Source organism: Acinetobacter piscicola, from assembly GCF_015218165.1.
In the GTDB taxonomy this organism is placed as follows: domain Bacteria; phylum Pseudomonadota; class Gammaproteobacteria; order Pseudomonadales; family Moraxellaceae; genus Acinetobacter; species Acinetobacter piscicola_A.
This window is the reverse complement of record NZ_CP048659.1, coordinates 2683369-2708290: the sequence shown is the minus strand read 5'-3', so window position 1 is coordinate 2708290 and position 24922 is coordinate 2683369. Positions and strand designations below refer to the sequence as shown.

Sequence of the window (24922 nt, the reverse complement as noted above, 5' to 3'; positions counted from 1 at the left end):
TAGACATGCAACTTTATCGATTTAAATAGACTTTTATTTTAAATGATTTTGATCATTGAACGTATTTTTCATCAAATAACAGGTGATCTATTTGTACTTTATGAAAAATTGAATCTTGATATAAAACTGAACTTATTCTTCACATAAGTTACATAGTTCTAACAGGTCTATTTCAATAAATTATGCTACAAAGAAAGCATATTTTATTGGAATTTGATCTATGTCACAGTTTGTTTTTTCTCATTTAAATCAAACAATTTTACATTATGCAAAATCTGCGTTATTGGTTGGTACTTTATTGGGAACGACTCAATTTGCAGTTGCAGGACAGGCAGTAGATCAACTGAGTGAGTGTTTGGTGAAATCAACGACTGCCGCCGATAAAACGACCGTTTTGCAATGGACATTTACTGCATTGGCACAGCATCCCGATTTAAAAACTTTTGCGCATGCCACAGATGAACAAAAAACGGCTTTAGATAAAAACTTAGCACAAACCTTACAACGCATTTTAACGGAGCAATGTTCTACGCAAGCACAAGCGGTGATTAAGGCTGAAGGTTTACAAGCGGTTGGTGAGAGTTTTCAAGAGCTAGGGAGTATTACTGGTGAGGAAATTTTAAAAACCCCTGAAATTAAACAGCAGTTAAATGGTGTGTTGAAATATATCGATTTAAATAAATTGGTGATGACATTCTTAACCCCTGATATTTGGAATAAATTGGGTGTGGTGAGAGATAAATGATGAAAAAATTAATCATAGTAAGCTCCTTATTCATGCTTGGCTTACAAGCAAGCTACGCTGATTCTAAAATCAGTCAGCAATACACAGCGTGTATGAATAAAGCAAGCAGTACCATTGGTATGGTGCAGTGTACTTCGGCTGAAATTGCTCGTCAGGATGCGCGTTTAAACAAAGCCTATAACGCTTTAATGTCAAAGCAGACTAAAACCCGTAAGCAAGAATTACAAGCAGTACAGCGTTTATGGATCAAATATCGTGATGCCAATTGTAAATTTTATGTAGACCCGAATGGTGGCTCAATTGCTCAGGTTAAAGCTGCGAATTGTGTGATGAATGAAACGGCAAATAGAGCGACTGAGTTGGAGAATTTGGCTGCGCTTTGATCTTTAATTACTTTTTTTATGATTTTAAAAATCTCTCTCCTTGCGAAGCCGTGCTTCTTATCTTCTAAAAGGAGAGAGAACTTTCATTAGTTAACAAATAGCAGAATTAAGTGAGTGATAGAGGTTAGTTTTGCAACTAGGATGATACGCGTAACTTTTGTTAATAATAAATAAACCGACTGCTCTATATAGGTATTTACGTGGGATTTGTTTTAAATTGGGAATACGAAACAGGGCAAATAGCAATACCTCACTTAAGCTATACATAAACAGGACGGCTAAGTCTGCACCAATGTTTGCGTTGACTTTTTTAGTAATCCAATAATGGTTGACCAAAGGAAGATGGTGCTAAAAATGATGAGGGTCGCGAGGTTTTTGTTCATGGATGAGGAGATGTAAAAGGTTGGGAGTGATTTACGCATTTTTGAATGCTCTTTCTCTTGCGAGTTATAACGTTCAGCCTTTAAAAAGGAGATGAAACCACGAATATCAAGAAGGCTAATGTGCAAAATCCCCCTTTTTTAAAGAGGGGGTAGAGAAGATTAGACGTCACATATAAAAAAATGGCTTTAATATTTAAATGTATTATTTAAGTTTTACATATAAATTTTTATGATCGTTGTTCAATCGTTCTTCTGTTTTAAAAATTTGAGGAAAACCTTTTACTAAATCACCTAACTTTTTAAATCCATATGTACGTGGATCGAAATCTACTTGTAATAGTTTCCATTGAGAACCAAGTGATGCAACACTAATCCATTCAGTATCATGGTTATCAAAAACTTGCTTAATAATATTTAAAGGTAGAGTAGAGGTTGTATCATTTTTTATTTCCTGTTTAGGTGCTTCCTTAACAATGTTCTCTTGTTTAACTTCTTTTGTTATAGGTGTAGATGGTTCTTTAATTACTACTGGTTCTTCATAATTACTTAAATTTTCAACATAAGTGAAATGTGAGCAAGCATTTCTAAAAGCTTCAGGTGTCTGCTTTTTACCAAAACCGTAAACAGTTGCACCTTGTTCTTTGATGCGGATGGCTAAAGCAGTGAAATCGCTATCACTTGATACTAGGCAAAAACCATCAAATCTTCCTGTATAGAGTAAATCCATAGCATCAATAATCATAAAACCATCGGTTGCATTTTTACCTGTGGTATATGCGAATTGTTGCATGGGTTTAATGGCTAAGCTATTGATAGCTTGTTTCCAATTCCCATTTTGATTGACAAAATTTCCATAAATACGTTTAACCGTTGCTTCACCATATTTCGTGAGTTCATTTAAAATATTTTCGATATCTTTTGCTGAAGCATTATCTGCATCAATTAAAACTGCTAATTTTGCTGTTTTTTCTTCTGAAACATTAAAAATTGTTTTTAAAGCCATTCTTCTCTCAAAAATAAAACCCCACACGAGGTAGGGGTTTTATCTCATGAATTTATAAATTAATCAATAATCAACCAATCAATTTCTTCATTAATTCATTTACTTGTGCAGGGTTAGCTTTACCTTTCGCTGCTTTCATCACTTGACCAACAAGACCGTTAAAGGCTTTCTCTTTACCAGATTTATACTCTTCAACCATCTTCTCGTTAGCAGCAAGTACGTCTTTAATGATTGCTTCAATTGCACCTGTATCAGTTTCCTGTTTCAAGCCTTTTTCAGCAATAATCTCGTCCGCAGTTTTGCCTTCTTCCCACATAAAACCGAACACTTGTTTCGCAATCTTACCGTTAATGGTGTTGTCCACAATACGTGCAATCATGCCACCCAATTTTTCTGCTGATACAGGAGAGTCCGCCAACTCTAAGCCCGCTTTGTTCAGCGCCCCTGAGAATTCACCCATCACCCAGTTTGCAGCAATCTTACCTTGTGCAGCACCGCCAGCAGCTTTTACCACGTCTTCATAAAACTCTGACATTTCACGAGTCAGCGTAAGCACGTGAGCATCGTACTCAGTCACGCCAAAGTCAGCGACAAAACGTTCACGGCGGGCTTTTGGTAACTCAGGCAGGTTGGCTTTTGCTTCAGCAATTTGCGCATCGGCAATAATCACAGGCAACAAGTCAGGATCAGGGAAGTAGCGGTAATCGTTCGCTTCTTCTTTAGAACGCATTGAACGCGTTTCCATCTTCACAGGGTCGAACAAGCGTGTTTCTTGGTCGATGGTGCCATCCCATTCCAAGATTTCCATTTGACGTTCAATTTCAACATTGATCGCTTGTTCAATGAAACGGAATGAGTTGAGGTTTTTAAGCTCACAACGTGTACCAAATGGCTGACCTGGACGACGTAAAGACACGTTACAGTCAGCACGGAACGAACCTTCTGCCATGTTACCGTCAGAAATACCTAACCAACGTACAAGCGTGTGAATAGCTTTAATGTAGGCAACAGCTTCTTCAACAGAACGCATATCAGGTTCAGAAACGATTTCAAGAAGTGGTGTACCTGCACGGTTTAAGTCGATGCCTGACATACCTTCGAATTGGTCATGGATCGATTTACCTGCATCTTCCTCAAGGTGTGCACGTGTCACGCCGATGCGTTTGACTGTGCCATCTTCAAGTTGAATGTCGATATGACCTAAACCCACGATTGGATTGTCCATCTGGCTGATTTGATAGCCTTTAGGCGAGTCAGGGTAGAAGTAGTTTTTACGTGCAAATACAGAGGCTTGGTCGATGTAGGCATCAATACCTAAACCGAAGCGAATCGCTAAATCCACCACTTCTTTATTTAATACAGGTAGAACCCCTGGCATTGCCAAGTCAACAAGGCTCGCTTGGGTGTTGGGATCTTGACCAAATTCAGTAGAAGAACCTGAGAAGATTTTAGATTTTGTCGCAAGCTGAGTATGAATCTCGATACCAATAACGACTTCCCAACCATCAATTAAGTTTGACTTAGGTTTAGCAGCATTTTTTGACATTATGCGTTCTCCTCAGCAATTGCAGCGCGTTTGGTGTGCCAATCCGTTGCTTGTTGGTATTGATGCACCACAGACAACAATTGAGATTCTGACCAGTAGTTACCAATCAACTGTAAGCCAACAGGTAAATTATTTTGATCAAAACCAACAGGCGCGTTAATCGCAGGAAGACCTGCAAGGTTGACCGCGATGGTATAGATATCGCCCAAGTACATTTCAACTGGAGAAAGGTTTGCACCAATCTTATACGCTGTGGTTGGTGCAGCAGGGGCAGCAATCACATCAACCGATTCAAATGCTTTTAAGAAATCTTGTTGGATGAGACGACGTACTTTTTGTGCTTTGACATAGTAAGCATCGTAATAACCCGCAGATAGCGCATATGTTCCGATCAAGATACGGCGTTGAACTTCTGCTCCAAAACCTTCAGAACGTGAACGTTTATATAAGTCTAAAATATCTTTTGGATTTTCAGCACGATAACCGTAACGTACACCATCATAGCGCTGTAAGTTTGAAGATGCTTCGGCAGGCGCAATCAGGTAATAAGTCGGTACATAAGCGTCAGTCATGTTGAGGTCGATTTCAACCAACGTTGCGCCCATCTCTTCTAATTTTTTCAAAGATTCTTCAACACGTGCTTTAACGTCAGCATCCAGACCTTGTACATTGAAGTATTGTTTTGGAATACCAATACGTAAACCTTTGACTGTCGTTGCATTTAAGTCAGCAACATAATCATCAACGTCTTTGTTGACTGATGTTGAGTCTTTTTGGTCATGACCTGCCATGACATTCATCAAATAGGCACAGTCTTCTGCCGAACGTGCCATTGGCCCACCTTGGTCAAGTGATGATGCATAAGCAATCATCCCGAAACGGGAAACACGACCATAGGTTGGTTTTAAGCCTGTTAAACCACAGAATGATGCAGGTTGACGAATTGAACCCCCCGTATCAGTCCCTGTTGCAAAAGGAGCAAGGTCTGCTGCAACTGCTGCGGCAGAACCACCAGATGATCCTCCCGGTACGCAGTCTAAGTTCCATGGGTTCTTAGTTGCACCATAGTATGAGCTTTCAGAGGTTGAACCCATAGCGAATTCATCCATATTGACTTTACCTAAAGTCACTAAGCCAGCTGCTTTGGCTTTGCTGACTACAGTTGCGTCGTATGGAGAAATGAAGTTGTCTAAAATTTTTGAACCCGCAGTGGTTTTGATGCCTTGGGTACAGAAAATATCTTTATGCGCAAGCGGAACACCTGTTAGTGCACTTGCCATTCCTGATTTCAATAAACCATCAGCAGCATCAGCTTGGGCAAGTGCATGTTCAGGGGTAACCGTTACATAAGATTTCACGTATTGGTCAATCTTTGCAATACGGTCTAAATAATGTTGTGTCAATTCACGAGATGAAAACTGAGCGCTTTTTAAGCCTTCAGCCATTTCACGAACAGATAAGCGATGTAAATCAGTCATGGGAACAATTCTTTACGATTAATTTGGGAAATAGATTTAACTGTTTAAATTTTATTCAATCACACGTGGTACGAGATACAAACCGTCCTGTACAGCAGGAGCAACGGCTTGATATTCTTCACGATGATTACTTTCAGTTACAACGTCTTCACGCAAAGGTTGTGGATTGTCAAATGGACTCTTAAGTGGCTCAACACCTTCGGTATCAATGCCTTTCAGAGTTTCCATCATCCCTAAAATTTTATTTAAACTTTGAGCATATTCAGTAGATTGCGCATCATCTAGCGACAATCGAGCGAGGTTAGCAATCTGCGATACAGTTTGCGCATTTAAGTCTGCAGAATGCTGAGCATCTGAAGTTGACATGATGTCTCACCTAATCAGTTTTAAAAAAAGTTAAAATATCGTGCGTTATAATAAGCGATTGACTTGTCCAAAGCATCACATTTAGTTAAAGTTGCCATCTTGCGTCCATACTAAAGTTTAACTGAGAACGACCCGTGATTCTAAAACGACTAATTGGCTTGTTTTCGCCAGATCTTGCCATTGATTTAGGTACTGCTAATACACTGATTTATGCACCAGGACGGGGCATTATATTAAATGAACCGACGGTTGTGGCAATTCGCCACAGCGGTTCACAAAAAATTGTAGCAGCTGTAGGCTTAGATGCTAAGCAGATGCTAGGCCGTACCCCTGCAAACATTTCTGCTATTCGTCCAATGAAAGATGGTGTAATTGCAGATTTTGAAGTCACTGAAACCATGTTAAATCAATTTATTGGCAAAGTGCACGAAAAACGTTTATTTCCACCTGCGCCACGTGTAGTTGTATGTGTTCCATGCAAATCTACACTAGTTGAGCGCCGTGCGATTCGTGAGGCTGTATTTAATGCTGGTGCGCGTGATGTGCGCTTAATCGAAGAACCAATGGCAGCAGCAATTGGTGCAGGTATGCCTGTTGAACAAGCATGTGGTTCAATGGTCGTTGATGTGGGTGGTGGTACCACTGAAATAGCCATTATTTCGCTACAGGGTTGTGTGTACGCAGATTCTTTACGTATTGGCGGCGATGTATTTGACGAACAAATTATTAACTATGTCCGTAAAGCACATGGTTGTGTGATTGGTGAAACCACAGCTGAAATCATTAAGAAAGAAGTGGGCATGGCGATTCCTGAAGAAAAACCTTTAGAAATTGAAGTGCGTGGTCGTAACTTGGCAGAAGGTGTGCCACGTGCCATTACTGTCACTTCAGATGAGATCTGCCAAGCGATTGCTGATCCATTACAAAGTATCGTTTCTGCTGTCAAATCAGCACTTGAACAAACACCGCCTGAATTATCTTCAGATATTGCAGAACGTGGAATTGTGTTGACTGGTGGTGGTGCTTTATTACGTAATTTAGATAAATTACTGGCTAAAGAAACAGGTTTACCTGTAGTCGTTGCCGAAGATCCTTTAACATGTGTCACCCGTGGTGGTGGAAAAGTCTTAGAATTCTTTGATAATCCGAACCATGATATGCTTTTTGTAGGCTAATCTTCTGTAGACTAAGTTTAAGGACGAGGCGGTGCAACCGAATCTCTTTTCAAGACAACCGCCATCTTTTCGTTCATTCATCATTGCGGTGATTACATGTGTGGTTGTGCTGTTTTTTAATTGGCGTATGCCCCATGTGATTCAACCTGCAAGAGATGTCTTGTATGCCGCATATAACCCCATTTATGCGCTTGCGAGTTATCCTGTATTATCGAAAGAATGGCTTAACCAGCAAACTAAGTCTGAAGCCCAATTGCGCCGTGAAAATACTGCGATGCAAGCGGAATTGCTTCAGGCACAAGTGCGCCTACAGAAATTGTCCGAGCTTTCTGCGGAAAATACTCGTTTGCGTGGATTACTCGATACGCCTTTGATTATTGATGGACGCATGGAAATTGCAGAAGTGATTGGTACAGATGCAGATCCACTACGTCACATCATTATTATTAATCGCGGTTCGTCTAGCCAATTACGTGTTGGGCAGACGGTATTGGATGATAAAGGCATTATGGGACAGATTATTAATGTCTATCCACATAGTAGCCGTATCATGCTGTTATCTGACAAAGAGCATTCGCTTTCTGTGCGTTTAGAACGTTCAGGTATGCGTGCAATTGTGACGGGTACAGGTGATTTGGGGCGCTTGAAAATGGAATATGTTCCAACCAGTGCCAATATTAAAGTTGGGGATAAAGTCTATAGTTCAGGTTTAGGACAACATTTTCCAGCAGGTTATTTAGTGGGAACAGTGTCGAAAGTAATGCGTCATAACTCAGGTGAGTTTGCGAGTATTGATGTTGCGCCTGCAGCACAATTAGCAGGGGGGCATCATGTGGTGGTATTATTTTCTGACTCATTAGCGATGGAGCAGCCGCATGTTGATCGCTAAAAAATTGTCTTCGCAACGTCAGCGTAAAGATCCATTTATTATCATTATCTTGTCGGTGGTGATTGCCTCGATTTTAGTGGTCTATCCTTTGTCTTATGGCATTGCAGGCTGGCGACCTTTGTTTATGCTGTTAATCACCTTATTTTGGGTGTTGTGTCAGCCGACATGGTGTGGTGTTTGGTTCGCATTTTCGATGGGTTTGTTTACAGACTTGTTGCTTGATGCACCACTGGGAATGAATGCGCTGAGTTACGTGGTGTTGGCATTTTTGACACGCTATTTTATTCGAGAAAGACGTGTACTGACGTTTAGTAATTTATGGGTCATTGTTAGTTTAGCTGTGATTGCGCATCTCGTCTTTACCTTGTTGGCACAAACCATGTTTGGGATCAACTTTTCTTTAACACGACATTGGCAACCTTTAGTTGCAAGTATTTTAAGTTGGCCAATCTTATATTATCTTTTGAAAAAATGGCGAATTTAATATTAGCCTCTAGTTCACCTAGACGTAGAGAACTGTTGCAACAATTGGGTTTAAGCTTTGAAGTTTTAAGCCCAGATATTGATGAATCTGTTTTAGAAAATGAACATATAGAACAGTATGTACGCCGTTTGGCAGAAACGAAGGCGAAAACTGTACTGGCAAGTCAACCGCATGCTGTCGTGCTTGCAGCAGATACAAGTTTAGTATTCAATGATCAGATCATTGGTAAACCTGAATCTAAACAGCATGCTTTTGAAATTTGGTCATTATTATCTAATAATGAACATGAAGTTTTGACTGGAATTTCTGTCGCGACAGCTGAAAAATCAGTAACACAAGTGGTTAGCACACGTGTTCAATTACAAAAATTAAGCCTAGAAGATATGGAATATTATTGGGCAACTAGAGAACCTTTAGGTAAAGCAGGTGCTTACGCCATTCAGGGGATTGCTGCACAATATGTCACTCGTATAGAGGGGAGTTATACGAATGTGGTGGGGCTTCCTTTACACGAGACTGTACAGTTATTAAAAGCGGTTAAGGCATTAAATTAACCACTTCAAAAGAATTTTTATAATGTTTTGAGTTTTATTATGTCTGACGAGTTATTGATTAACGTCACCCCTATGGAATGTCGGGTAGCGCTAATCCAAAATGGCACGGTCAATGAATTATTTGTTGAACGTACAGTAAAGCGTGGTCTTGTAGGCAATATTTACAAAGGAAAAGTTGTGCGTGTGCTGCCCGGAATGCAGGCTGCTTTTGTGGATATCGGGCTTTCTCGTACAGCATTTTTACATATTAATGATATGGTTTGGCAAAAAAATCAGCCTACACCCAATGTCTTTGAGTTATTACAACCCGGACAAATCCTGACCGTTCAAGTCATGAAAGACATGTTAGGAACGAAAGGTGCTCGGCTCAGTACAGACCTTTCTATCCCTTCACGTTATTTAGTATTAATGCCATATGGAAGTCATATTGGTGTATCGCAACGAATTGAATCAGAAGAAGAACGAGACCGTTTGCGCTCGATTATTGAACGTATTCAGGGTGAGCATAAATTACCTGGTTCAGTGATTGTACGAACTGCGGCGGACGGTATAGATGAAGCATCCATTGCGCAAGATATGTGCTATTTGGTTAAGCTTTGGGAATATATTCAACGTAAACAAAAAGCGATTGCTGTACCTTCGTTAATTTTTGAAGAATTGCCTTTGCCGCAGCGTGTGATTCGAGATTTGGCAAATGAAAATACGGCTAAAATTTATGTAGATTCACGTGAAATTCACAGTAAATTACAAGAGTTTGTCAAAGAGTTTGTACCGAATATGGAGCAACACTTGCTGCATTATCCGGGTGAGCGTCCATTATTTGATTTATATAATGTTGAAGAAGATATTCAAAAAGCATTGCAAACTCGGGTTGCTTTGAAGTCTGGTGGTTATCTGATGATTGATCAGACAGAAGCCATGACGACCATTGATGTGAATACCGGCTCTTATGTGGGTGGGCGTACACTTGAAGACACCGTATTTAAAACAAATATGGAAGCGACGCAAGTGATTGCACGGCAATTACGTTTACGTAACTTGGGCGGCATTATCATTATAGATTTTATTGACATGCAAGAGGCAGAGCACCGCGAAGCCGTGATGCAGCATTTCGATAAAATGTTGGAACGAGATCATGCTAAAACCAAGATTACCCAAGTGTCGGAACTTGGCTTGGTGGAGATGACGCGTAAGCGTACCCGCGAGTCTTTAGAGCATCTGCTGTGTGAGTCTTGCCCAACCTGTCAAGGGCGTGGTTATGTTAAAACTGCCGAGACAGTATGTTACGAAATTTTTCGAGAAATTTTGAGATATGCGCGGGCTTTTGAGTCACAAAGTGGTTTTACTGTCGTTGCACATCCATCTGTGATTGACCGTTTATTAACAGCAGAAGCGCCTGCTGTGGCGGATTTGGAGCATTTCATCCATCGTGTGATCAAGTTCCAAGTCGAAAATTTATATACGCAAGAGCAATACGATATCATTTTAAGTTAAAATTGTAACAGGATATCGTTAAACACTTGTTACAACTGACATTTTACTTTCTAGCAGATTAATTTCACAATACTAAGCATAACAAGTAGCCATAGATTCGGATTTGAATCTTAGCAAGTGAGGTAAATATGACAGTAAGTGAAAAAATTATCACACGTAATCTACAACATGTGTTGGACAACCAACCGAAGAATACCTGTGTAATGTTAGATGAAAATGGCAAAGAAGTGAGCATTACTAAAGATATGGTCGTGACCATGTGTCATCAATTGCTCAAACAATGTCGTAATATTAAAAACTAAGGGGCAATTTAATCGCCCCTTAATTTATTTGTATCGTTTCAACATCATTTTTCAAAAATAGCAATCAGAAAAATAATTTTAAAATTGCACATTTTAAGCCGATACTGTCTTGGCAATATCTTCCACTTGATCATGTTCTGCAATAAGCTTTTCAAAGCGTTGAATCTCATCTTCTAAATGAGTCAACAGATTTTGCATTTTAGGCAAAGTACGGCGGCAACCCGTTAAACCCACTTCAAGTTTATCTAAATAACTCGTCATTGTGATATTGAGGGCTTGTCCATCGAGTACGATTGATGCAGGGTAGAGGGCATCGAGTTTGGCACCATTCCAATAGAGAGGTTCGCGAGGGCCGGGAACATTGGAAATAATCACGTTAAATGCTTGGCGTTTAGGCAATATCCCTGAAGCAATATTTAAACCTGCAGGCCCATATACAAAGGCACTATAATTTAAAATTTGATTGGCATTCATGCGTTTAAAACGATTTTTTGCATTTTGTACACTGCGTTTAATAATGTCTAAACGCTCTAAAGGCTCATCTTTATGCGTCCCTAAATTTGCCAAAATCATCGTGATCCGGTTACTTACGTCTGAATCATCATCACGTAATGAAGCCGGCACCATTGCAATCAAAGGCTTTTTAGGTAAAGCGTTTTGACTGGTCAAATATTCACGTAAAGCACCTGAACAAACAGCTAAAACCACATCATTAATGGTGACATTTAGGGCTTTGGAAATGGTGCGAAAACGATCTAACTCAAAAGACTGAGCTGCAAAACGACGAGACGAACTTACCCGTTGGTTAAAAATACTACTTGGTGCTTGAAAACTTGATACATAGTCAGGATTTTTGCCCATTTCTTTAAAAATAGTTTGGCAAAGTTCTTGGGTAACTTTTGGTGTAACCTCAATTTGCCCTTTAATGGTGGATAAAATATTTTTAATTTTACTGACTTTAGGTGCTTTTAAGCGTTTGGCACGTTTGCCTTCCACACACCAAGGAGGAATGATTGATTTTGAATTGGGATCTTTGGAAAATGATTTTTCCAATAAACGCATACCTGCGACACCATCGATCATGGCATGGTGGATTTTAAAATACATGGCAAAACGATTACCTTCAATGCCTTCAATGATATGGCATGTCCATAATGGTTTAGCACGGTCAATTAAAGCACTATGTTCTTGTGAAATATAAACCAATAATTCGCGTATTCTTCCGGGATGTGGCAGTGCGATATGGCGAAAATGGTGGTCAATATCAAATTCTTCATCTTCATCCCAAAATAGACCATTTAAACGATTATTAAAGGGTGGAACAGGAATAGATTTCGAGTTTCGTATGTCTGCAACGAGGTCTTGAATAAAAGTAGAGGGTGCATCATCGGGGATTTGAAATAAAAACAATCCTCCAACGTGCATGGGTTGTTGGCGCTTTTCTAGATTTAGAAAAATAAAATCAAGAGGGTGTAATGGTCGCATGGTAATGATTTGCCTCACTGCAAAAACAACAACGACTCAGATAATTTGAGCGCTGATTTTTTAGAATTATCCATCTGATTTTAGTATAAAGTGAAACAAAAAAGAATAGTGAATAAAGTGTGAATACTAGGGCTATAAAAAAAGCCACTGAATATCAGTGGCTTTTTTTGAACTACTTTTTAAGGTTGCCTGCGTGTAAACCACACTCTTTATGGGTTGCTTCTTCCCACCACCAGCGACCCTCACGTTCATGTTGATTTGGCAGTACAGCTCGAGTACAAGGTTCACAGCCAATGGAAATAAAGCCTTTTTCATGCAGGGGATTAAATGGTACTTCCATCATACGGATATAACTCCATACGTCAGCACTTGACCAATTGGCTAAGGGATTATATTTAATCAATTGTTTGCCTTCGCCTGAAAATCCTACATCTGCTTGAATCACAGGAATTTCTGTACGTGTTCCTGGACTTTGATCTTTACGTTGACCTGTAATCCAACCATCTAGCGTTGCAAGTTTTTTGCGTAAAGGCTGAACTTTACGAATACCACAACATTCTTTATGTTCGTCTTGATAAAAGCTAAATAGCCCTTTTTCAGTAACAAGTTTTTGAACGGCTTCTGCTTCAGGAAAGCAGATTTCGATTTGAATATTGTAATGCTTACGAACAGTTTCAATGAACTGATAGGTTTCAGCATGTAGACGCCCCGTGTCTAAGCTAAACACGCGAAAGGGCTTGCCTAAATTTGCAGCCATATCAATCAGTACGACATCCTCAGCACCTGAAAAAGAAATGGCAATTTCACCGTGTTGTGAAAGGGCTAAGGCAAGAATGTCTGATGGAGATTTATCAGCATATTCTGCTGCAAGCGCATCTACATGATCAATTGTAGGAATAACAGTCATTTGTTGCCTCTGGCTTTAGCTTGAAGCTATGTTGTACTTTGAAATTGATCATATTTTAAAGTAAATGAAATAAACTGCTTAGCAGATTAAATACAATGCTTATGAATAAAATAGATTTATAAAGTTTCGTTAAATTGCGCAATCTTTAATGCTATGATAGCGCCAAAATTTACAATTGGCATTTGGGAGAACCCATGGAAATCGTATGTCTTGATCTTGAGGGTGTATTGGTACCAGAAATCTGGATCAATTTTGCTAAGAAAACAGGAATCAAAGAACTAGAAGCAACAACTCGTGATATTCCTGACTATGATGTGTTGATGACACAGCGTTTGAATATTTTAAAACAGCATGGTTTAGGCTTAAATGATATTCAAGCTGTCATCGCAGAGATGGGACCTTTCGAAGGTGCAAAAGAATTTGTGGAATGGGTGCGTACTCATTTTCAACTGATTATTCTTTCTGATACATTCTATGAGTTTGCACATCCTTTGATGCAACAATTAGGTTGGCCAACCATTTTCTGCCATAAATTAGAAACGGATGAAAATGGCATGATCACTGCGTATAAATTGCGTCAGCCAGACCAAAAGCGTCAAGCTGTAAAAGCGTTGCATGGTTTAAATTATCGTGTGATTGCAGCAGGTGATTCTTATAATGATACAACCATGCTAGGTGAAGCAGACCAAGGTTTCTTGTTTGATGCACCTGAAAATGTAATTCGTGAATTCCCTCAATTTCCACCGATTCATGGTTATGCGGCATTAAAAGAAGCGATTCGTAACGCTTCTGTACGTGATATTCCAGCATAAGCTTGTTGCATGAAAAAAGACGCTAAGGCGTCTTTTTTTGGTTTGAGTTTATGAAAAATCATACAGCATGTGCTGAGTTATAATGCCCCTTTGATGATTGGGTAAGCATTATTTAATAAAATTTTCTGTGCAGTTGCATTGGGATGTACTAAATCTTTTTGCATTAAATTTTGATGACCTGCAACTCCTTGCATAAAGAATGGATGCATTTTCACTTTATATTGTTGGCTAAGGATTTTGTAATTATTTTCAAAGGCTTTGCTATAGGCTGTGCCATAATTGGGTGGAATTTTCATTCCCAATAGTACGACAGTGGCTTTACTTTGTTGACTTTTTTGAATCAGTTGCGCCAAATTTTTTTGAATCATTTGTGGTGGCTGACCGCGTAAACCATCATTTCCACCGAGTTCAATAACCACAACTTGTGGTTTATGCGTTTGTAGCAGTTTTGGCAAACGTGCCAAAGCGCCGCTGGTGGTTTCTCCGCTCACGCTGGCATTTACGACTTTATGCTGCTTTGGAAACTCTTGATTTAGGCGTAATTGTAATAAATTGACCCAACCTTGTTGCGGATTTATTCCATAACCTGCACTTAAACTGTCTCCCAAAATCATCACAGTTTTTGCAAAACTACTAACAGGTAGTAGCCAGATCGTGCTAAAAAATAAGCAAGCACTTATTTTTTGAACTTTTTTAAACTGAATTAAATTTTTAGTTTGCATATAGGGTTTCTTTGCCATGTCTTCGGTTTTGCCAAATTCGACTTTTATCATGCCACAAGCAATTATTTCTGCACAGCAACTTACACAAAGCATTCAATTACCACATCAAACTTTAACGATTTTTGAAAATTTAAATTTGGATATTTTAGCAGGGCAGCAGGTGGCGATTACAGGACGTTCAGGTTCTGGAAAATCAACGTTATTGGGTATATTGGCAACCTTAGACCAAGCCAGTTCTGGGCAATTGTCGATCTGTGGTGAAACTGTCCATAATTTAGATGAAGAACAACGGGCTTTGCTACGCCTTAAACATATTGGTTTTGTATTTCAGTCTTTTCAATTATTACCGCATTTATCGGCACTTGAAAATGTGATGTTGCCTTTGCGTTTACATGCCAATTTTAGCTATGCTGATGCCGAAAAAAAAGCGCTAAAACTATTACAACGCGTCGGCTTAGAGCGACAAAGTACACACCCCCCCAAAGTCTTATCAGGTGGTGAACAACAGCGGGTTGCAATTGCACGGGCACTCATTTCTGAACCTAAAATCATTTTTGCAGATGAACCTACAGGGAATCTAGATGGACATACAGCACAAGAGATTGAGCAATTATTATTTGAACTGAATCGTGAATTAGGCACAACTTTGGTGTTGGTTACGCATGATCCCAAGCTTGCTGCACAATGCCAAAGGCATTTTGAACTTAAAGAGGGTCAACTGATTGAGCAGACAGAGGTGTCGCGATGATGGCATTATTTAAGCCGTTGTTTCGACAGAGTTTCGGTACAACAGGTATTTATTTGTTGATCATTGCATTAAGTATTGCCATTAGTGCCACAACCGCCTTGAAATTTAGCAATGAACAAGTACAAGATGCGGTGTCTTTACAAGCAGCAAAAATGCAAGCTGCGGATTTGGTACTCAGTGATAATGCACCTATTGCAGCGCCATGGATCAAGCAAGCAGAACAACTTGGGTTGAAACAGTCGCATGTCACGATGTTTGGTACGATGGCATCTACCGATGATCAATTTGTTATGGTGAATGTCAAAGCCATTGATCAAGCTTTTCCTTTACGTGGTGAATTACGCATTCAACCGCAAGCGCAATATTTACAATCTGGGCAAGTGTGGTTGAGCCCACGTGCGATGGATTTACTCAAGGTGAACGTGGGGGATCAGATTCAAATTGCGGATGGAAAATTCAAAGTGACAGGCAAGATTGAACGTGATTCGAATCAAGAGCTTGGCTTTTCAGCATTTTCTCCTACCGTGATTATCTCCCAAGCCGATGTGGCCAAAACGAACGCCATTCAAGTGGGTAGTCGTATTGACTATCGTTTATTGCTTGCAGGTGATAAACCCCAAACACAGCGCTATGAGCAAATTTTTCAGGCTTTTCAAGATAAACAAAAACAACGTTTAGCAGCCTTACAACACAGTTCGACAGCCCAAGAAAATTTGGCGCAACAAGACATTGCAGCCGCATCAGATTTAAAACTACGTAATGCGAATGAAGGCAATACACGTCTTATTAAACCGATTGAAAATTTGGATACTTTTCTACAATTGGCAAATATCATGACGATTTTGCTTTGCGGTTTAGCGATTGCTTTAACCAGCCAACGTTATGTACAGCAAAATCAAGATTATATTGCTTTGATGCGGTGTATGGGGGCAAGTAAAAAGCAGATTTTTCAAACTTTTATGGCATTGCTTGCGGTGGTGATCGTTATTTCAATGGTGCTTGGCAGTGTTTTAGGGATGCTGTTGGGTTATGGGTTGTTACAACTGATGTTGCAATTGATCCCATCGCTTGAGTTGCAGTTTTCAGTACTTGGCATGTTGTTTGGACCTTTACCTATTGCGATTTTTACCAGTGCAATTGTATTGTGCGGTTTTATTTTGCCAAGTTTATGGCAACTGTTGCGTACCCCCCCGATTCGGGTAATTCGTCAGCAAGAACAGTCGAAAAGTTCTTTATTATGGATATTTGTAACGGGCTTATGCAGCCTAGTGATTTTTAGTTTGGTGTTGACTGAAAATCTAGTCTTGACCAGTGTGGTGATCGGCGCAATCATCGTGCTGAGTATAGTGTTATTTGTTGTGGTTTATGCGATTTTAAAACTGATTAAATCTTTGAAAAATCGTTGGTCAAGTTATGTACGTATCCCTACGCAAACGGCGATTCAGATCACGGCTTTGGCTTTAGGGCTGAGTTTAATTACTGTGTTGAGTGTGTTAAGAACGGATATTTTAGAGCGGTGGCAACAGCAATTGCCTATGGGTACACCGAATCAATTTATTTATGGTTTACCGCCTCAAGATGTTGCAGATTTTAAACAACAGATTGCAGCACACAACTGGACAGCGACACCGTTATATCCCAATGTGCGCGGACGTTTGATTGCGAAAAATGGGCAAGCATTTCCCAATGCTTTGGTGGAAAAGAATAATGCTTTAAAAAGAGAATTAAATCTCACCCAAGCAGATCATTATCCTAAAGACAATGTGATTGTAGAAGGACAAAGCCAATTAGCGGCAGGTGAAGTCTCAATTGAAGCCAAGCTTGCACAAGATTTGGCGATCAAAATTGGTGATCGTTTAACGTTTAGTTTGCCTGAAGGACAGTTTGAGGCTCAGGTGACCAATTTACGCAGTGTGGAATGGCAAAGTTTTAGCCCAAATTTCTTCTTTATTTTTGCACCCAATACTTTGGATGAAAATGCAGGCAGTTTCCTCGGCAGTTTTTATGTACCACCTGAGCAAAAGGGTCAATTGGTAAAGGTTATTCAACAGTTTAGCAATACTGTTTTTATTGATGTCTCAGTGATTTTGGATGAGATCAAGCGTTTGGTGAATGTCTTGGTGCAAATCATTACTGTATTGGCTGTGTTGGTGACGATTTCAGGTATTTTAGTTTTGGTCGCATGCATTAATTTACTTTTAGATGAACGTAAACGAGAAGTCGCATTGTTGCGTTCCTTTGGGAGCACCAAGGCACAATTAAAAAATAGACTCACGATGGAAATAGGTTTTATTGGTTTCATTGCAGGCATTGTTTCGTGTTTCTTTGCTGAAATTATCAGTGCAATTGCCAGTCATCGTATGGATCTGCAGATACAAATGCATTGGCAAATTTGGATGATTCTGCCGATTTTAATGACGGTGATCTGTGCTTTGATTGGGCGTTATCGTTTGAGCTACTTAAGTGATATTCCGCCCTTACAAAGTCTAAGAGAAATGAATTAATCTGTGTAAATGTAGAAAAAGCCAATGGCCCAACCATTGGTTTTTTTATGCATCCATTTTAATTATATTTTGCTGAGTTTAATTGATCTATATGTTTAATACCATTCGATTAAAGTTAGATAATATAATTAAAAGTTTGCACAGACTCGAAATACATTGAGAGGTTTAAATTACTTTGCGTAGTCGATGCCTCACTTTTGAAGGATCAAAAGTGACAAAAATCCTTTATTGGACAAAGGGGATATTCATATCACCCTTGTCCAACGGCGACATCCTTGTCGCCTCACCATAGCATCACCCTGTTTAAATCAATTGATGCTGAAAAGCAAAAGCAACTAAGCTATATAAAGTTAATTTAACAGATTGGCATAAGCTTGCTTCTAAATGTGTTCTAGACTCAAAACAGAAGTGCAAGACATAGTCTGTGTTAAAGATTTGGTGGTGTTTCAAAAAGTATGCTGACATTAAATGAAGCCATTATTGATGTAAAAAAAGGTTAAGTCGAAAGCTTTAAAATGGTTTTCAATCTTTTTTGAAAAATTACAACTCCTTCTAAAACCGCGCCTAATTCGATGCCTTATTTTGCAATTATTACCTTCAATACCTACAGTAAAAAATTTACCAATACTTTGCTTGCAGTTTTTAAAAGCAGTTATGAAACTGTCCCAATGATCACTTGCAATTCGGGTGTAGTGAATACCTAATTGTTTAAGCTTTGCCTTCAATCGTTGAACTGTAGCTAAGTCTCTTTTACCCCAAACATAAGCAACAATCTCACCTGTTTCTCGATGGTAGGCGTAAATAAGCCATTGTTTATTATTTTTATTTCCCACAAAAGTCCAAAACTCATCAACTTCAAGAGACTCATAATGACTTTGTTTAGGCTGAATTTGGTAGGTCGATTCGGTTAAAGTACGTAAAACTTTACCGATACTGATTCGCTCAACTTCAGCGATATCTCGTATACCACTACCTCTGACCATCAACTGTAATATTTTTCGAGTAATGCCTGAATGACATCCTAGATAGCTCAGAGCATGGTCACCAATAAACTGACGTTTACAGTCTTTGCACTGATAGTTTTGTTTCCCATCTACTTTGATGCCATTTTTCTTTATACTGTCACTGAGGCAGGTTGGACATTTGATTTCTAGAGTTATTCGCATTTCTCTATTTTATCAAAATTCAACCTGCTTTGTTTCAGCATACTTTTTGAAACACCACCAAGATTTAATTGGCTTTTTATCTGGATGACTGCATCTTTCCATAAAGGCGTAAGTGGTTGAATTAAATATTGTAAATACAGGTAAATAACATAAGTTATAGCCGCCGCAATGATGAGAATGAGCATCTTTAGTAGAGTGTTGTTTTGATGACGCTGTGTCAAATACCACAATAATGCCAAGATCGCGCCCATGATCATGCCGCCAATATGTGCAGCATTGTTGATGCCTGAGGTGAAAAAACCAAATGCAAGGTTAATTGCTAAAATCGTGAGTAAAGACTTTTTATCTAAAATATAGCGTTGTTGTGGTGTGGGTGGAAAGAGGGACAATAACGTCAGTGCGCCACCGAGTCCCATAACGGCACCTGATGCACCTGCAGATACACGGGGAATTAAGCTTTGATCGAAACTTTGTAACAGTTCATAGCTGTTACGAATATCAATATAACCACTGAGCAAGCTGCCCATTAAACCTGCCAATAGGTACAAGCCGAGATAATAAAATTTGCCAAAGCTTTCTTCTGCAACATTGCCAAATACATAGAGCGCCCACATATTAAAGCCCAAATGCATTAAGCCGAAGTGAAAAAACATACTGCTAAATAAACGAAAAGGTTCTTCTAAAAAGGTTAAAGGTGCATAATCTGCACCCCAAAGTAATGCATCTCGGATACTTGGGTCACTAATGTTGACACCTGAAACAATTTGCCAAGCAAATAAGCCCACATTGAGTACGATTAACATCAAGGTGATTTTACCAATGGCTTGTCGTGGTTGGACTTGGAAGGGTTGTTGCATTTCTGACATAACATTATATTCTGTGCTTTGTTATACACTTAAGCTTAGCATGGATTTTTGATCATTCAGGAGTAACAGACTGACGTGAAAGCCTTTATTGTTCGTACTTTGTTAATCATTGTCAGTATTCTTATTCTGATTCAATTGTGGATTTTTTCAAGTTTGGTGTACTGGCGTAGCCATCCTGTCGAAACCACAATGTTTATGCGTTGGACATACTTATCGGATTTTGAACCGATCAAGCACCAATGGCGTGATTATGATGACATTAGTGATAATTTCAAACATGCTATTGTGGCTGCAGAAGATGCGAAATTTGTTGATCATCATGGTTTTGACTGGGATGGCATTGAAAATGCGCTTGAACGCAATATGAAAAAAGAAAAAGTGGTGGCGGGTGGTTCAACCATTTCTCAGCAGTTGGCAAAAAATTTATTTTTTTATAATCGTCGTTCTTATATTCGTAAGGGGCAAGAAACCATTGCGACCATTATGATGGAGCGTATGTGGTCGAAACAACGTATTTTAGAAGTCTATATGAACTCAGTTGAGTTTGGAGATCACATTTACGGTGTAGAAGCTGCAACACGACATTATTATGGTAAAAGTGCGCAAAGTTTAACCCGTGAACAAGCTGCATTTTTGGCTGCGATTTTGACCAATCCTAAGTATTATCAAGAATATCCTGATGATCGTAAAGTGCAGTACCGTAAAGGCTTAATTTTAAAATATATGCGTTCTACACGGATTCCAGCGGCTTGATAAAGTCTTGCAATTTAAATAAATTGCTCAAGAAAAAGTGCAGTCGATGCACTTTTTTTTATGAAATTGTCACAAAATTGAAGCATACTAAGAGAAAGATTTTTAAATGCAGGCAATTTGCATGACTACCGCAGTAAATCATACAGCAACTGAATATACCTATAATGAACGCTATATTAATCGTGAATTGTCAATTTTAGACTTCCATCTACGTGTGTTAGAACAGGCGGTTGACCCTTTACATCCTATTTTAGATCGGATGAATTTCTTATTGATCTTTTCACGTAACATGGATGAGTTTTTTGAAATTCGTGTTGCTGGGGTGATGGAACAATTGGCTTTAGGCAATGAAAGTCGTAGTCCAGATGGTTTAACGCCAAAACAAGTTTTAGAATCGATTTCAAAAACTGCACATGCTGCAATTGAACGTCAATATCGTATTTTAAATGATGAAATTTTTCCAAAATTACGTGAAGAAGACATTTGTTTCCTACGTCGTGGTGAGTTAACACCTGCACAGTCTGCGTGGATTAAAAAATATTTCCAAGAACAAGTTGCTCCTGTTTTAACTCCAATTAGCCTTGATCCTGCACACCCATTTCCACGTTTAGTGAATAAAAGTTTAAACTTTATTGTGACTCTAGAAGGAAAAGACGCTTTTGGGCGTCAAATTGATCTTGCTGTTGTACCTGCGCCGCGCTCATTGCCACGTGTTGTACGCTTGCCTGATGAACTCACAGGGGGGAAAGAGCACTTTGTTATGCTGTCTGCGATTATTCATGAACATGTGTCTGATCTTTTCCCAGGTATGACAGCAACGGGATGTTATCAATTCCGTGTTACACGAAATGCTGACTTGGCATTGAACGAAGATGTTGAAGACCTCGCGAAAGCCTTAAAAGGTGAATTAAGTTCGCGCCGATTTGGTCGTGCTGTGCGCTTAGAAGTGACTGAAAATTGTCCACAGCATATTTATGAGTATTTACTCGATGAGTTCGATTTAGAAGAAGAGCAATTATATAAAGTAGATGGACCTGTGAATTTGGCACGTTTGGTGTCGAACTTTAAACGTCCGCACATGCGTTATGATGCACATATTCCTGCTATTCCGAAAGTGCTAAAAAAGACTGAAAATATTTTTGCGGCAATGCAAAAGCAAGATATTTTACTACATCATCCGTTTGAATCTTTTGCCCCAGTCATCAACCTATTGCGTGAAGCTGCACGTGATCCACAAGTGTTAGCGATCAAACAAACGTTATACCGTAGTGGTGCGGATTCTGAAATTGTGCAAGTGCTTGCTGAAGCAGCACGTAATGGTAAGGAAGTCACTGCGGTGATTGAGTTACGTGCACGCTTTGATGAAGAATCAAATATTGCAGTCGCCAATGTTTTACAAGAAGCAGGTGCAGTGGTCGTATATGGGATTGTGGGCTATAAAACCCATGCCAAAATGATTTTGGTGGTACGCCGTGAAAACAATAAATTGGTGCGTTATGTGCATTTAGGAACGGGAAATTACCATGCGACTAATGCGCGTATTTATACAGACTATGGTTTAATGACCACAGACAAAGAGCTGTGTGAAGATGTGCATCGCATTTTTCAAGAACTGACAGGTATGGGGAAAATGGCGAAGTTGAAGAAGCTTCTTCATGCACCATTTACTTTGCATGCACAGTTGATCGCATTTATTGATGAAGAAATTGCCAATGCGAAAGCGGGTAAGCCTGCGCAGATTATTGTGAAAGTCAATGCACTCACTGAAGTACAATTGATTAATAAACTTTATGAAGCATCTCAAGCAGGTGTGCAAATTGATTTGATTATTCGCTCAATTTGCTGTTTGCGTCCGGGTTTACCAAATCTGTCGGAAAATATTCGTGTACGTTCAATTGTGGGACGTTTCTTAGAACATACGCGTGTTTATTATTTTAGCAACAATGGTGATGCGCGTATTTATTGTTCAAGTGCGGACTGGATGGATCGTAACTTATTTAATCGCGTTGAAGTTTGTTTTCCAATTGAAGATCCAGCATTGAAAAAACGTATTTATCAACAAGGTTTATTGAATTATTTACAGGATAATCAACAGGCTTGGTTGTTGCAAGGAAATGGTACTTGGGTGCGTGCAGAGCCTAAAGAAGGTGAAAAACTACATAATGCACAACGTGTTTTACTTGAAGCATTTAAATAGATAAAAAGTACGCAAAAAAAATGGAGTCATTAGACTCCATTTTTTTAATCATATTTTCAAAATTGAAAACTTAAGCTTAGTGCAATTCTACAGCAATAATTTTTTGTAAAATTTGGATTAAGACATCAAACTCACTTTGTAGAGGAGTACTTTTACGTGTGACTAAAGCCAACGTGCGTGAGGGTGCATTTTCAATAGGTTTAACGACCAATTGCTCATTACTTTTCAGCATGTTTGTATGCACAGCAATTTCCGGCAGTAAGGTAAAACCTAAGTTAGAGTTAACCATTTCCACCAAAGTTGGCAAAGAGCTTGCTTTTAAACGATGATCATTTTTACGCTCACCGATTGGGCAAGCACTTAAAGTATGATCACGTAAGCAATGACCTTCTTCTAACAACATAAGATGTGATAAATCTAAGTCATCTAAAGAGCGTGCATTGACTGCATTTTGGTCGGCTTTATTACACACTAAAAATAAATTTTCTTTGGAAATTTCAGCAACTTTTAAACCACGTGTGTCAAAAGGTAGTGCTAACATGATCATGTCTAAATTGCCATGCTCAAGTTTTTCTACGATTTTTTCACTTTGTGCTTCATGCAAATGTAACTGAATTTTTGGAAGTTGTTTATGAACTTCACTCAACAGTTGCGACAAAATAAACGGAGCAATCGTTGGAATAATCCCAAGATGTAAATCGCCAGTCAAAGGCTCACTCATCTCACGACTCAAACGCATTAAGTCTTGAGCATCAGCGAGTAGAACACGGGCTCGGGCAACGACTTGCTCGCCAAGTGGGGTTAAACGTACATTTTGGCGGTCACGTTCAACGAGTACGCCACCCAATAAACGTTCTAACTCCATAATCCCGCCTGAAAGGGTGGACTGAGTGACAAACGAACGGCGCGCTGCTTCAGTAAAGTGCAACGTCTCGGACAGCGTTACGAGATATGACAGCTGTCTTAGGGATGGTAATGCAGCCATAGTGTCCTAATGTTTATAATTTAAAATGATGCGCAAATAAACCGCTCAGTTGGGGAATGAAGTGCGGTGGTATATCATGCCCCATTCCTTGAATTAATTCAAATTTAGCGCCTTGAATTGCTTTTGCTACCGCCTTGCCATGACTTGGCGGAAGTAAACGGTCACGAGAACCATGTACCACGAGCGTCGGCTTTTGGATTTGTTTATCCAGTTTCAATAATGAACCTGTACATAATATTGCTAAAAACTGTTGAAGTACACCCGCAGGATGGTAACTACGTTGATATAATTTACGTGCCATCTGCATGGCTTCGACTTGGTTGAGATAACCCGGTGAGCCAATGGTCTTAAAAACTTTCAAAGAATGGTTAATAATGCCATCTTCATCGTGAGATTCGGGTTTGCCGATAAGACTAAAGAGTTGCTTTGGAAATGGTGGCGGTAACAAGGGTTGATTATTACTGGTAAAGAGTAAACCCACTTTTTCTATTTTTTCAGGATATTTTGCTGCTAAGATTTGGGCAATCATTCCTCCCATCGACGCACCAATAATATTGATTTTGTCGAGACCCAAGCGTTCAATCAAGAGGGCAACATCATTTGCCATGTCAAAGAGATTATACGGAGCACCTTGATTTGGCATACCAAAGGCAAAACGTCCCATCATTTTCATCGTATTGAGGCGTGGTCCTTGATGGCGGACTTTAGAGGATAAGCCAATATCACGGTTATCAAAACGAATCACGTGATAGCCTTGATCAATTAAGGATTTACAAAAAAAATCAGGCCAAAATAACATTTGCGCACCCAAACCCATGACCAAAAGAATAGTGGGATGTTCAGGATTACCTCCAGACTCAACATGCAATTGGATGCCATTGCCTAAATCGACTTTGGTCTCTTGCATAAATGTTGTGTAGGGGGAAGCTTCAAATTGGAGTGCGCTATTCATTTTTATTTTCCTTATAGAATGTT

General features: G+C 39.3%; 24 protein-coding genes. 13 read left to right on the top strand and 11 right to left on the bottom strand.

The features are described from left to right. Positions 1-220 precede the first annotated feature (220 nt). Both G0028_RS13300 and G0028_RS13295 read left to right on the top strand, forming a co-directional pair. A complete protein-coding gene (locus G0028_RS13300; protein WP_180045284.1) occupies positions 221-745 on the top strand; it encodes a hypothetical protein in 525 nt (174 codons plus the stop codon). Further along, complete coding sequence (locus G0028_RS13295) at positions 742-1128, top strand: lysozyme inhibitor LprI family protein (RefSeq protein WP_180045283.1); 387 nt, start codon at positions 742-744, stop codon at positions 1126-1128. Before G0028_RS13300 ends, G0028_RS13295 begins: the two co-directional genes overlap by 4 nt. 585 nt (positions 1129-1713) lie before the next feature. Here G0028_RS13295 and G0028_RS13290 read toward each other — a convergent pair. The 4 genes from G0028_RS13290 to gatC form a co-directional block, all read right to left on the bottom strand. Further along, positions 1714-2514 (bottom strand): NYN domain-containing protein, encoded by an 801-nt coding sequence (locus tag G0028_RS13290; protein WP_180045282.1) that lies wholly within the window; start codon positions 2512-2514, stop codon positions 1714-1716. Between the two features lie 70 nt (positions 2515-2584). Next, positions 2585-4060: an Asp-tRNA(Asn)/Glu-tRNA(Gln) amidotransferase subunit GatB gene (gatB, locus tag G0028_RS13285; protein WP_180045281.1), complete on the bottom strand. Its 1476-nt coding sequence runs from the start codon at positions 4058-4060 to the stop codon at positions 2585-2587. Beyond that, positions 4060-5538 (bottom strand): Asp-tRNA(Asn)/Glu-tRNA(Gln) amidotransferase subunit GatA, encoded by a 1479-nt coding sequence (gene gatA, locus G0028_RS13280; protein WP_180045280.1) that lies wholly within the window; start codon positions 5536-5538, stop codon positions 4060-4062. Before gatA ends, gatB begins: the two co-directional genes overlap by 1 nt. A 51-nt stretch (positions 5539-5589) precedes the next feature. Next, complete coding sequence (gene gatC, locus G0028_RS13275; RefSeq protein WP_130074700.1) at positions 5590-5904, bottom strand: Asp-tRNA(Asn)/Glu-tRNA(Gln) amidotransferase subunit GatC; 315 nt, start codon at positions 5902-5904, stop codon at positions 5590-5592. Between the two features lie 134 nt (positions 5905-6038). Between gatC and G0028_RS13270 the strand changes: the two genes are divergently transcribed. The 6 genes from G0028_RS13270 to G0028_RS13245 all read left to right on the top strand — a co-directional run bounded on the left by G0028_RS13270 (position 6039) and on the right by G0028_RS13245 (position 10802). Continuing rightward, positions 6039-7079: a rod shape-determining protein gene (locus G0028_RS13270; RefSeq protein ID WP_130074701.1), complete on the top strand. Its 1041-nt coding sequence runs from the start codon at positions 6039-6041 to the stop codon at positions 7077-7079. Positions 7080-7110: 31 nt separating this feature from the next. After that, positions 7111-7968 carry a rod shape-determining protein MreC gene (mreC, locus tag G0028_RS13265; RefSeq protein ID WP_130074702.1) on the top strand — a complete coding sequence of 286 codons (858 nt, stop codon included), beginning with the start codon at positions 7111-7113 and terminating at the stop codon, positions 7966-7968. Further along, positions 7955-8452 (top strand): rod shape-determining protein MreD, encoded by a 498-nt coding sequence (gene mreD / locus G0028_RS13260; RefSeq protein ID WP_130074703.1) that lies wholly within the window; start codon positions 7955-7957, stop codon positions 8450-8452. The genes mreC and mreD overlap by 14 nt, the downstream gene beginning before the upstream one ends. Then, positions 8440-9006: a Maf family nucleotide pyrophosphatase gene (locus G0028_RS13255; RefSeq protein ID WP_130074704.1), complete on the top strand. Its 567-nt coding sequence runs from the start codon at positions 8440-8442 to the stop codon at positions 9004-9006. The genes mreD and G0028_RS13255 overlap by 13 nt, the downstream gene beginning before the upstream one ends. 39 nt (positions 9007-9045) lie before the next feature. Next, positions 9046-10500, top strand: a complete 1455-nt coding sequence (gene rng / locus G0028_RS13250; RefSeq protein WP_130074705.1) for a ribonuclease G — start codon at positions 9046-9048, stop codon at positions 10498-10500. Positions 10501-10628: 128 nt separating this feature from the next. Continuing rightward, positions 10629-10802 (top strand): PA1571 family protein, encoded by a 174-nt coding sequence (locus tag G0028_RS13245; protein ID WP_165353094.1) that lies wholly within the window; start codon positions 10629-10631, stop codon positions 10800-10802. 93 nt (positions 10803-10895) lie between these two features. Here G0028_RS13245 and G0028_RS13240 read toward each other — a convergent pair whose 3' ends face one another. Both G0028_RS13240 and G0028_RS13235 read right to left on the bottom strand, forming a co-directional pair. Beyond that, positions 10896-12287 carry a WS/DGAT/MGAT family O-acyltransferase gene (locus tag G0028_RS13240; RefSeq protein WP_180045279.1) on the bottom strand — a complete coding sequence of 464 codons (1392 nt, stop codon included), beginning with the start codon at positions 12285-12287 and terminating at the stop codon, positions 10896-10898. 172 nt (positions 12288-12459) lie between these two features. Beyond that, positions 12460-13194, bottom strand: coding sequence for a phosphoadenylyl-sulfate reductase (locus tag G0028_RS13235; RefSeq protein ID WP_180045278.1), 735 nt, complete (start codon positions 13192-13194; stop codon positions 12460-12462). A 194-nt stretch (positions 13195-13388) separates the two neighbouring features. On the opposite strand from G0028_RS13235, the gene thrH reads away from it, so the two are divergent. Beyond that, positions 13389-14006 carry a bifunctional phosphoserine phosphatase/homoserine phosphotransferase ThrH gene (gene thrH, locus G0028_RS13230; RefSeq protein WP_130074708.1) on the top strand — a complete coding sequence of 206 codons (618 nt, stop codon included), beginning with the start codon at positions 13389-13391 and terminating at the stop codon, positions 14004-14006. A 77-nt stretch (positions 14007-14083) separates the two neighbouring features. On the opposite strand, the gene G0028_RS13225 is transcribed toward thrH, so the two are convergent. Further along, the gene (locus tag G0028_RS13225; RefSeq protein ID WP_180045277.1) at positions 14084-14728 is read right to left on the bottom strand and encodes an arylesterase; all 645 of its coding nucleotides are present in this window, start codon (positions 14726-14728) and stop codon (positions 14084-14086) included. Between the two features lie 16 nt (positions 14729-14744). Here G0028_RS13225 and G0028_RS13220 point away from each other — a divergent pair, with 16 nt between their 5' ends. Together G0028_RS13220 and G0028_RS13215 are read left to right on the top strand one after the other, a co-directional pair. After that, the gene (locus G0028_RS13220) at positions 14745-15476 is read left to right on the top strand and encodes an ABC transporter ATP-binding protein (RefSeq protein ID WP_180045276.1); all 732 of its coding nucleotides are present in this window, start codon (positions 14745-14747) and stop codon (positions 15474-15476) included. Then, a complete protein-coding gene (locus G0028_RS13215; RefSeq protein WP_180045275.1) occupies positions 15473-17980 on the top strand; it encodes an ABC transporter permease in 2508 nt (835 codons plus the stop codon). Before G0028_RS13220 ends, G0028_RS13215 begins: the two co-directional genes overlap by 4 nt. A 464-nt stretch (positions 17981-18444) precedes the next feature. Here G0028_RS13215 and G0028_RS13210 read toward each other — a convergent pair whose 3' ends face one another. Further along, positions 18445-19146 (bottom strand): IS1-like element ISPa14 family transposase, encoded by a 702-nt coding sequence (locus G0028_RS13210; protein WP_015586042.1) that lies wholly within the window; start codon positions 19144-19146, stop codon positions 18445-18447. Continuing rightward, on the bottom strand, positions 19137-20012 hold the full coding sequence (locus tag G0028_RS13205) for a rhomboid family intramembrane serine protease (RefSeq protein WP_180045585.1): 876 nt from the start codon (positions 20010-20012) through the stop codon (positions 19137-19139). Before G0028_RS13205 ends, G0028_RS13210 begins: the two co-directional genes overlap by 10 nt. Positions 20013-20087: 75 nt before the next feature. Here G0028_RS13205 and mtgA point away from each other — a divergent pair, with 75 nt between their 5' ends. Together mtgA and ppk1 are read left to right on the top strand one after the other, a co-directional pair. Continuing rightward, a complete protein-coding gene (mtgA, locus tag G0028_RS13200; RefSeq protein ID WP_180045586.1) occupies positions 20088-20765 on the top strand; it encodes a monofunctional biosynthetic peptidoglycan transglycosylase in 678 nt (225 codons plus the stop codon). 121 nt (positions 20766-20886) lie between these two features. After that, positions 20887-22962, top strand: coding sequence for a polyphosphate kinase 1 (gene ppk1, locus G0028_RS13195; RefSeq protein WP_174492268.1), 2076 nt, complete (start codon positions 20887-20889; stop codon positions 22960-22962). Between the two features lie 76 nt (positions 22963-23038). Here ppk1 and oxyR read toward each other — a convergent pair whose 3' ends face one another. Together oxyR and estB are read right to left on the bottom strand one after the other, a co-directional pair. After that, positions 23039-23947 carry a LysR family transcriptional regulator OxyR gene (oxyR, locus tag G0028_RS13190; protein WP_130074716.1) on the bottom strand — a complete coding sequence of 303 codons (909 nt, stop codon included), beginning with the start codon at positions 23945-23947 and terminating at the stop codon, positions 23039-23041. Between the two features lie 13 nt (positions 23948-23960). Next, a complete protein-coding gene (gene estB / locus G0028_RS13185; protein ID WP_130074717.1) occupies positions 23961-24899 on the bottom strand; it encodes an esterase EstB in 939 nt (312 codons plus the stop codon). Between the last annotated feature and the right edge of the window lie 23 nt (positions 24900-24922).